Origin of the sequence: Candidatus Magnetominusculus dajiuhuensis, assembly GCF_046044395.1 — a bacterium.
GTDB classification, from domain to species: Bacteria; Nitrospirota; Thermodesulfovibrionia; order Thermodesulfovibrionales; family Magnetobacteriaceae; genus Magnetominusculus; species Magnetominusculus dajiuhuensis.
In genome coordinates this window covers 1-10,336 of sequence record NZ_JBJUSG010000126.1, presented here as the reverse complement: position 1 = coordinate 10,336, position 10,336 = coordinate 1, and the positions used below count along the sequence as shown (strand labels likewise).

At 46.1% G+C, this 10,336-nt stretch carries 4 protein-coding genes and 1 pseudogene; 4 read left to right on the top strand and 1 reads right to left on the bottom strand.

The window, feature by feature from the left end:
• Positions 1-96 precede the first annotated feature (96 nt).
• A pseudogene (locus tag AB7D94_RS14255) lies at positions 97-624 on the top strand (LamG-like jellyroll fold domain-containing protein); the annotation flags it as partial.
• 42 nt (positions 625-666) lie between these two features.
• Positions 667-6,639, top strand: a complete 5,973-nt coding sequence (locus AB7D94_RS14250) for a beta strand repeat-containing protein (RefSeq protein WP_420266610.1) — start codon at positions 667-669, stop codon at positions 6,637-6,639.
• Positions 6,640-6,748: 109 nt separating this feature from the next.
• Here the strand turns inward: AB7D94_RS14250 and AB7D94_RS14245 are convergent, their stop codons facing one another.
• Positions 6,749-7,744, bottom strand: coding sequence for a hypothetical protein (locus tag AB7D94_RS14245; RefSeq protein WP_420266608.1), 996 nt, complete (start codon positions 7,742-7,744; stop codon positions 6,749-6,751).
• Positions 7,745-8,294: 550 nt separating this feature from the next.
• Here AB7D94_RS14245 and AB7D94_RS14240 point away from each other — a divergent pair.
• Positions 8,295-10,100 (top strand): hypothetical protein, encoded by a 1,806-nt coding sequence (locus AB7D94_RS14240; protein ID WP_420266607.1) that lies wholly within the window; start codon positions 8,295-8,297, stop codon positions 10,098-10,100.
• Positions 10,101-10,116: 16 nt separating this feature from the next.
• Complete coding sequence (locus AB7D94_RS14235; RefSeq protein WP_420266606.1) at positions 10,117-10,287, top strand: hypothetical protein; 171 nt, start codon at positions 10,117-10,119, stop codon at positions 10,285-10,287.
• Positions 10,288-10,336: the final 49 nt, after the last annotated feature.

Sequence of the window (10,336 nt, the reverse complement as noted above, 5' to 3'; positions counted from 1 at the left end):
GATAGGGATGCCCTCGCAGGGAAATCAACGGGTGTAGTTATTTAGACGCTTACCAGACAATATTGGTGTCTAAATGGTGGTTCTGGTGGATGGAGTGTGCGATGTGCGGATTCCTCATGCCAATATAATTATGAAATATCGTATGGTCAGTACGGTTCTTATTTCTTGCCATTTAATTCAATCAGCAACAACTGGGCGCATGTAGCTATAGTGAGATCAGGTACAGATGTTTCTTTGTATTTGAATGGTACTTTTGTATCAAATGTCACGACCTCTGGACAGGTATGGGATAGTGATTCACGATCATTCTTAATCGGTCATGAAGACTGGTTTTGTGGCAATGATGGTTACTTTAAAGGTACCCTAAGTGATATTCGCATTTACAACCGTGCTCTTTCTGCAGATGAAATACAGCAACTTTATTCAGGAGGCACTTCAACATCTTACACTCTCACGGTTACCAAATCCGGCACAGGTGCCGGTACTGTAACCGCAGATTCGGGGACAATCTCATGGACTGGCAGCTCCGGCACGGCTTCATATACATCTGGGACAACAGTAACTTTAACGGCAACACCTGACAGTGGCTCTACGTTTACGTCATGGCAGGGGTGTGATTCTACAAATTCAAACCAATGTACTGTAGCTATGTCATCGGACAAGAGTGTGACAGCCACGTTTGTACCAACATACTGGACTTGGAAATGGACAAAACGTTTTAGCGACTGTGATTGGCAGAGTATAGCATCAAGTTCAGACGGCACTAAGCTGGCTGCCGGATGTAATTGGTCTGGAGGTATCTGGACGTCAACAGATAGCGGAGCCACTTGGAAGCGAAGTAGCGCCGAAGAGTGGTATGATGTATGGCAGAGTATAGCATCAAGTTCAGACGGCAAGACGCTAGCTGCCGTGGTTTCTTCGAGTGCAAATTATCATGGTGATATATGGGTATCAACAGATAGTGGTGTCACTTGGACGGCACATAATCTTACCCTTGATTACGGTTGGCAGAGTATAGCATCAAGTTCAGACGGCACGAAGCTGGCTGCCGTGGTTTCCGAGCCGTCGTCTTTAGGTGCTATCAGAGGTGATATCTGGACGTCAACAGATAGCGGTGCCTCATGGACGGCACGTAATGTTAACGGTGGTAACAGCAATTGGGGGAGTATAGCATCAAGTTCAGATGGCACGAAGCTGGTTGCCACTGGTTCTGGGGACATATGGACATCAACGGATAGCGGTGCCTCATGGACGGCACGTAATGTTAACGGTGGTAACAGCAATTGGGGGAGTATAGCATCAAGTTCAGATGGCACGAAGCTGGTTGCCACTGGTTCTGGGGACATATGGACATCAACGGATAGCGGTGCCTCATGGACGGCACGTAATGTTAACGGTGGTAGCAGCAATTGGTGGAGTATAGCATCAAGTTCAGACGGCACGAAGCTGGCTGCCATTGGTTCTGGGGACATATGGACATCAACGGATAGTGGTGTCACATGGACGGCAAGCAATGTGAACGGTGGCAGCAATAATTGGCGGAGTATAGTATCGAGTTCAGATGGCACAAAACTGGCTGCCATTTCTGCTAATTTTGATATATGGACCGGGGTCTATTCGTCAACTACCCCATCGCCCACACCAACGCCAACTCCAACCCCCACACCTACGCCCTCTTCTTCGCCAACACCTACTCCGACACCCACGCCTTCAACTACTCCGACTCCTACACCAACCCCCACACCTACGCCAACCACCTACACGGTAACACCATCAGCCGGTTCGAACGGGACGATAAGCCCGTCAACGCCGCAGACTGTTAACTCCGGCAGCACGACGAGCTTTACTGTAACGCCAAACACGGGCTATACGGCCTCAGTTACTGGTACATGTGGTGGCAGCTTATCCGGTACCACATATACGACAAGCGCTATAACGGCTGACTGTACGGTAACGGCTATGTTTGCACCAGCAAACGGGACTTGGACATGGACTGCACATAATGTAACCGGCGAGAGCCACTCAGCGGGGGATAATACAGCGACAGCATCGAGTTCAGACGGCACGAAGCTGGCTGCTGCTTTTGCTGGCGTAGGTATTTGGACGTCAACCGATAGCGGAGCCACATGGACGAAGCGTAATGTTGATGGCAGTGACGTAGTAATATGGTGGAGTATAGCGTCGAGTTCAGACGGCACGAAATTGGCTGCAGCTGGTGGTACTTTTATTGGCGGAAGTATATGGACGTCAACCGATAGCGGAGCTACATGGACGAAGCACGGTGGCTTCAGCGATTATCCCATTATAGCGTCAAGTTCAGACGGTACGAAGCTGGCTGTCAGTAATCGTTATCGTGGAGGGCCTGGTAGCGATATATGGACGTCAACCGATAGCGGAGCCACATGGACGAAGTGTAATGTTGACGGTAACGGCCATCAATGGAATAGTATAACGTCGAGTTCAGACGGCACGAAGCTGGCCGCTGCTGGAGAAAGTATATGGACGTCAACCGATAGCGGAACCACATGGACGCAGCGTAACGTTAACGGTGTTTCGGGTATAGCATCGAGTTCAGATGGCACGAAGCTGGCTGCTGTTACTGAAGGCGGAGGTATATGGACATCAACCGATAGCGGAGCCACATGGACGCAGCGTAATGTTGACGGTGGCAGCTACACGTGGTGGTGGAGTATAGCGTCGAGTTCAGACGGCACGAAGTTGGCTGCCGTTGTTGCTAGTGGAGATATGATTGGTGGAGACATATGGACGTCAGCTGATAGTGGAGTCTCATGGACGCAGAGTAATGTTTTCGGTAGCAGCGAAGGAGTTCTGCAGTGGAGTATAGCATCAAGTTCAGACGGCACAAAGCTGGTTGCCGGTGGTGGCGGTGGATATGGATATGTGAGGACTGGTGTCTATTCGGCACCTGCCACCTACACTGTGACGCCATCAGCAGGTGCGAACGGTACGATAAACCCGTCAACGCCGCAGACTGTAAACTCAGGCAGCACGACGGGCTTTACGGTCACACCAAACTCTGGATACACCATAGCCTCAGTTACTGGCACTTGTGGTGGTAAATTGTCCAGTACAACATATACGACAAATGCTGTTACGGCTGACTGTACGGTATGGGCCACATTTACACCAATATCGGATGTACACGCAATATCAGGGACAATAACAACCGGTTGGTCACTTGAATCATCTGGAGTAAGTGGAGTAACGGTAACCCTTTCTGGCTCTGGCAGCGCCACAACAATTACCGACAGCAACGGTCAGTATAGTTTCACAGGTCTCTCTGACGGAAGCTATAAAGTAACGCCAAGCGCTATCAAGTATACCTTCTCACCATCAAGCAGCAGTGTTACTTTAAGCGGGGCAGACTCTACAGGAAATGACTTTCAGGCAACAGCCGCCGCACCATCAGCAAATTCGATATCAGGGACAATAACAACCGGTTGGTCGCTTGAATCATCTGCAGTAAGCGGTGTAACAGTAACCCTTTCCGGCCCTTCCAAAGCCACAACAACCACCGACAGCAATGGCCAGTATCATTTTGCTGGACTTTCTAACGGTAACTATACTGTAACGCCAAGCGCGTTCGACTATACCTTCGCCCCGTCAAGTAGTAGTGTGACATTAAGTGGTGCTGCCTCAACGGGTATTGACTTTCAGGCAACAACCGCCGCACCACCCGCCAACTCGATATCAGGCACAATAACAGCCGGTGAGTCATTCGAATCGAACAGACTAAGCGGGGTAACGGTAAATCTTACCGGAGCTGGAAGCGGCACCACAATCACTGACAGTAGAGGGATGTATTATTTTACTGAACTTCCTAACGGAAGCTACACTGTAACACCAAGCGCGACTGGATATGCATTAAATCCAACAAGCAGCAGTTTAACACTAAGCGGCCCTGCCATTATACAAGACTTTACAGCGTCGCAAGCCACAACAAATGTCTTTATAATTTTAGGGACAATTTACGACAACAACAGTGTTGGGGTAAGCGGGGTAACGATAAACCTTACCGGCGCTGGCAGCGGCACAATAACCACCGGCAGCAACGGTATGTATAGTTTTGTAGAACTTTCTAACGGAAGCTATACAGTAACGCCTGCCAAGTCCGGCTATGCCTTCACCCCATCAAGCAGCGGTGTGCGCATAAACAGTGCAGACTTGGCAGACAATAACTTTATCGCTTCACAACCTACCTACACGGTAACGCCATCAGCAGGATATAATGGGACGATAAGCCCGTCAACACCACAGACCGTTACCTCAGGCGGGACAAAACAATTCACGATAACACCAAGTACAGGATACACGGCCTCAGTGAGTGGATGCGGCGGTTCATTATCGGGTAACACATATACGACAAACGCTATAACGGTTGACTGTACGGTATCTGCGACATTCTCGCCAACGCCTACGCCGACACCAACACCGACACCAACACCGACACCTACGCCAACGCCAACGCCGACACCAACACCGACGCCTACTCCAACGCCTACGCCAACGCCGACGCCAACACCGACGCCAACACCGACGCCAACACCAACACCAACGCCTACGCCAACACCGACACCAACGCCTACGCCAACACCGACACCAACGCCTACGCCAACACCGACACCAACGCCTACGCCTACACCGACACCGACGCCTACACCGACGCCAACACCAACGCCAACACCAACGCCGACGCCTACACCGAATAAATACACGGTAACGCCATCAGCTGGAGCTAATGGTAAGATAAGTCCAGATGTAGCGCGCAGTATTGAAAACGGCAAAACAACCCATTTCAATGTTAATCCATCAACAGGATATAAGGCGTCGGTAGGTGGGACATGCGGTGGCTCTTTATCTGGCGATCAGTATACAACAAATCCAATCACCGCTGATTGCACAGTGTCGGCAACATTTACCCCAAACATCTATACTGTAACACCATCAGCAGGATCAGATGGTACCATAAGCCCGTCGTCGGCGCAGACTGTTAGCTACGGGAGCACGACGAGCTTTACCGTAATGCCAAACTCAGGATATACGGCCTCTGCAAGCGGCTGCGATGGTGCTTTGTCCGGTACCACATTCACAACCGGCGCTATAACCGCTGATTGCACCGTGTCTGCCACGTTTACATCAAACGGAGGCGGAGGTGGTGGTGGCGGAGGTGGTGGCGGTGGAGGAGGTGGTGGTGGGCCAATCTCCTTTACGGTAACACCAGTGGCAGGAGTTGGTGGAACCGTAAGCCCGTCAACGGCGCAGGCTGTTAGCGCTAGTGCGACAACCAGCTTTACAGTAACGCCAGACTCAGGATATACGGCCACAGTGAGCGGCTGCAACGGTAGTTTATCAGGTAACACATACACTACCAGCCCTATATTTGGAAACTGTACTGTAACGGTGACATTTACTAAATCGTCATCATCCACTTATACAGTGAACGTTACAAAAGCTGGCACGGGTACGGGCATTGTAACATCGTCAACTGGAACTCTCTCATGGAGCGGCAGCACTGGCACTGCGACATACACCTCGGGCACATCTGTAATACTAACGGCAGCGGCTGATTCCGGCTCTACTTTTACTAATTGGTCAGGGTGTGATTCCACAATCGGTTCTACCTGTTCTGTTACGATGTCATCAGCTAAAAGTGTAACGGCGACGTTTACGCAAACGCCATTGAGCAATACCCTAACCGTCACAAAAGCTGGCACAGGTTTCGGCGCTGTAACCGCCGATTCAGGGACATTAACATGGAGCGGCAACACTGGCACTGCGACATACACCTCAGGCACATCGGTAGTGCTAACGGCAGCGGCCTTGGCCGATTCTAGGTTTACAAGTTGGTCGGGCTGTGACTCATCAAGCGGTTCTACCTGTACCGTTACGATGTCAGCGGCTAAAAGCGTAACGGCAACATTTACGTCGTCGTCAGCAAATACTTATACCCTGAGCGTATCGAAATCCGGCGCTGGCACGGGCACGATAATAAGCGTCGACGGTGAGATAAACTGCGGTACAACATGTTCTGCGGCATATGCGTCAGGCACATCCTTGACGCTGATGGCAACGGCCAATGCCGGTTCTGCTGTTACTAGCTGGACAGGATGCGACTCGACGAGTGGTTCTCAATGTATCATCACGATGTCGGCTGATAAATCTTTATCAGCGGTATTTAGTGTTGACAATTCCACCACCTCTGCGGCAATTGACGCCATCTATGACGAATATGCCTCGTGGTTTGGGTCTAAAATAGGAACCTTGGTTGCCTACACATCCGGTTCAACCACATACTATGTCCAGTGGTTTAGCAATGGCGCTGCCCTCGTAGCAGGGCCAGATGGAAATATGTACCTCTATTATAATAGCCAGTGGTACGCTTTAGGGATCAGCTGGGGAACATTTGGTAAGGCATACACGCAGATTTCCTCAATCTATACAACATACGCTTCGTGGTTTGGGGCTAAATCTGGAACCATGAGTGAGGGGACATCCGGTTCAGCCACATACTATGTCCAATGGTTTAGCAATAATGCAGCCCTCGTGGCCTGGACAGATGGCTACCTCTATACTTACTATAATGGCGTTGCCTACCCTTTAGGGGTAAAATGGAAATAGATACGAACCTTGAATAGAAGAAAGTAATTGTCAAAGGCGGCTGTTAAGCCGCCTTTGGCTTTACTAAAGACAGTGAATTTTAGGTTGCTTTTTCCACCAGACGCGCCGATTAGACTATTTTAAATATAGAAAATTCCTTCAATAATTCATGCGCGTATAACACCTTATCTGCGTTTTCTGAAATGTATCGCTCAACGCTCTTATTTTCAATAACATTAATAATAGTTTTAATTCGATCTGTCGCTAATAAGTGTTTAGGAAATTCCGTTATTGTTTTTTGAAATAAAGTCGAATCAGCATATTGCAATACAAACGCTGCTCTCCAAAAAGGCCGTTGATATGTTTGCATTAAAAGATTAATCAAATGCCATATTACTTTAGGACGGTCTTTAACTATATCCCACCATCTGTGGTAGTTGTAATGCCTGAATACACAACTTATATAAAAATAAGCAAGGCTTTCCTCATCAAGCTCGGCCGGGTTCGTTTCAGCTTCAACATTGAACAGATCGGCACCGCTAAGGGCTTTCTCACCTAAATAATTATGGGCTTTCCACTTATAGAGATTATTTATTAGAATCTGCGGAGCCTTCAATTCTATATGAGCGGGTTGAGCTTTTAAGACTTCATTAATTGGTTTAGCATTCTCTATAACAAAATAGTTATTAATTTCACCTTTTTTGTTTTTATAAGGGGCTATAACTATCCGTTTTGGATTGAGAACTCTATTTGTTATTGTATCCGGATTCATATAAGTCCTAAGTAATTTATTAATTGTTCCTTTATGTGATTTATAATCATCATAAAGTCTTTTAATTATTTTCTTATCTTTTTCTGATTTCAATACATCATTTTTCCTATATAGCATTAAGACTTCTTCTCTTGAGACTTTTGGCCTATTATCCTCAATATTCAAATTAATATTTTTATCAGATTGCTTATCCATGTGACTTGTATAAATTGAATAAATAGCTTTTAACCATAACAGCGGTAATTGATCTGCAGTATAATCCCTTTCCACATGTTCTATCAGTTCTACAATGTCATTCCAAATTATAACTTCATGTTTTTTATCTTCAAACTGTGTCAAATCTTCATTCCTCATATTCGCCTACAACCTAAGCCACATTGTCAAATGCACCATACAATATCATCGTTATACGCGTCCTCTCCGCTTGTGACTAATATCTATTGTATCAAAAAGGGTAAATTGATGTCTATGCAAAAAAAGTAACATACACGATATTGCTAATCAGTCTAAGAATGGTAATATTCAAACATTAGGTATTCTATAACTTCCTCAACTTCCTCAAATTATCCTGACATCCCCTATACAGCAGCTCACATGCTCGGCAAAAACCATTGACATGAGCTGCTGGCATCACATAGAAGTGATTAATTTGCAAATAATGATTATATTAAAACCAATAATTACTAATAATTACTAAAATAATACATCTGTAATATATAAACATAATATGCTTATAATAGCTTTAATAACAAGGATATATATATCATACAATCCTAAATATAATTACATTAGTAATTATCAGTAATAATAAGTTATATCCTCTTGACTAATTAATTTATTGCTATATATCCTAGGTTAGGAAGCAAGCTGTAAAGTTGGGAAATATGCAACATAGAGGCAGGTAATGAACTTTTTTAAATTCAGTTCCTTTCTGGCAAGCAAGGCATCTGTTCAGTTGGATTCGTATTTATATTCAGTCTATAAAATTTTGATAGCGAGAGCGCCCAAAGGTGAAAATGGCTATTCGCTATTTCACTCAAACGGCCTTCCTGTAATCTCCAAAAATCTTGGAGATCACCCCGAGATCAACGACCAGTCAATCGTGCGTATGGAAGATGGTGATACATATGCTGACACGATTCAGGATGATTTGACATCTGCCACCGAAGAAATTTCACGGAACGAATTGGCAATTCGTGAGTCCGACGAAGAATTGCGCGAAATCGCTGAAAAAAGACAATCAGTTCTGGTTGAAACGCCAGACTATTACATGGTACAAATTAAAACTGTATTTTATCTGCTTGGCTTGTTAGTTGTCGGCATGAGTGACATCGGCCCTTTGTTTTCCCTATACGCAGATATTCTCGGAGTGGATACTATGAAGTTGAGTACAGAAGCATCGCGGCATACCTCTCAATTCGTAATCGCCGTAGTTGTTTCGGTGGGGACTTTCCTGGTAACTGCAGCAGTTGGACATTATGCTCTATATGCGCGGTTTAGAGTTGTGTGGGTTTTTGCGTTGAGTTGTATATCCATAACAACTGCGTATCTGCGAATGCTCCAGTCAGATGCAACACATAAGCTCTCGCTCGAACAGTTGCCGTTTGCCGTTCTGTTTGCAATAATAGGAATTGCGTTTCCATTAATGGCCGCTTATCTGTGGAAAGAATTATCAGAAGCCTTTACCTATGTGAGAAAAAATAAAAGTGTTTTAAGACGACTAAGTGATATTGAAGAAATCTGTCAAAAGAAGCGCCAATCAGCCGCACGACTAAGAAGACAGGCAGTTAATAGGCGGGACTCATTGGTGGAACTATATCGTAGGCCGTTTCAACAAAAACAACGTGAGCGAGATCGGAACATATCTCAATGGCAAATATATCTAAGACGAGTTGAGGCTAAACTTAATGAACATCGGCTGGCATATCTCATTTGGCAAGGGCTTAACAGAAGAACGACGGGCAATCGAAATCCCTTGCTACGCCCCTTGTTCATTGGTAGCACAATTCTCTTTCTTATTTTCTTTCTCCTGTTTGGCTTTGGATACGCTTCAGCTTCATCATTCAATCTGATTGCCGTATGCGACCGTAGTACGTCAGCAGACGAGTATTCCTGTAACGAAAAAAATCTGTCAGACGCAGCTGATTATTGGCGACAAAAAGCCGACGATGCCGACGGCGGCGGCATATTTGAAGTTGTGCTTATTGATTCCAATCTGCAAACAAGTATAATTCTTTTCACAGAAAAATACCCTGACAGATTTCCGGGGCCTGTCAGTGCCAATAAACGCAAATGGCGCACAGAATTCTGTGCGAGAATAGAAATGCTAACAAAAAACCTACCAACACGTAAGGGGTCGGCCATTAGCGCGGCTATATTCAGGGCTTCATTAAGAATGCCCGCCGACGGCGAGACTTTGCTTTTGCTCCTAACGGATTTAAGGGAAGTTGACCTAAAGAAGTTTGATTTTGAGTGGCAGCCCCCTACGCCTAAGGAATTTTTAAAATGGCTTGAAGCTAATGCTATTAAACCCAAATTCCCAAGGAACACGAGTGTAATCGTCTGCGGCGTCCACCCATATAAGCCGAGTAAAGACACAAGCCCTGTAACAACAGATAACTATGCCAAGACAATTAACGTATGGAATGCTGTTTTTGAGAAATGGGGTCTTAAGGCCACCATAACCGAGGCGTGTAGCTTCGGAAAATAAACTTAAGGAGGACAATATGAAAAAACGTGTTTTTTTTGCAGGAGCAAACAGGGGTGGGAAGGCATTAAGTGAAATAGCCCTCCAGAATCCAGAAGGCTTTGAATCGGTCATCATTGCCGATCCAAAGGACGACAGGGCAGCCAGATTGGCTAACAAATGGACTGAACACGGTATCAGAGCTGAGTAAGCGTCAAGAAAACCCCATCTTTACAGTGGGGGTAGCAGATGTCATAATG

Bases quoted from the DNA above. Each gene is read 5' to 3' on its own strand.
- AB7D94_RS14240 (WP_420266607.1), top strand. From the start codon at position 8,295: ATGAACTTTTTTAAATTCAGTTCCTTTCTGGCAAGCAAGGCATCTGTT.
- AB7D94_RS14245 (WP_420266608.1), bottom strand. From the start codon at position 7,744: ATGAGGAATGAAGATTTGACACAGTTTGAAGATAAAAAACATGAAGTT.
- AB7D94_RS14235 (WP_420266606.1), top strand. From the start codon at position 10,117: ATGAAAAAACGTGTTTTTTTTGCAGGAGCAAACAGGGGTGGGAAGGCA.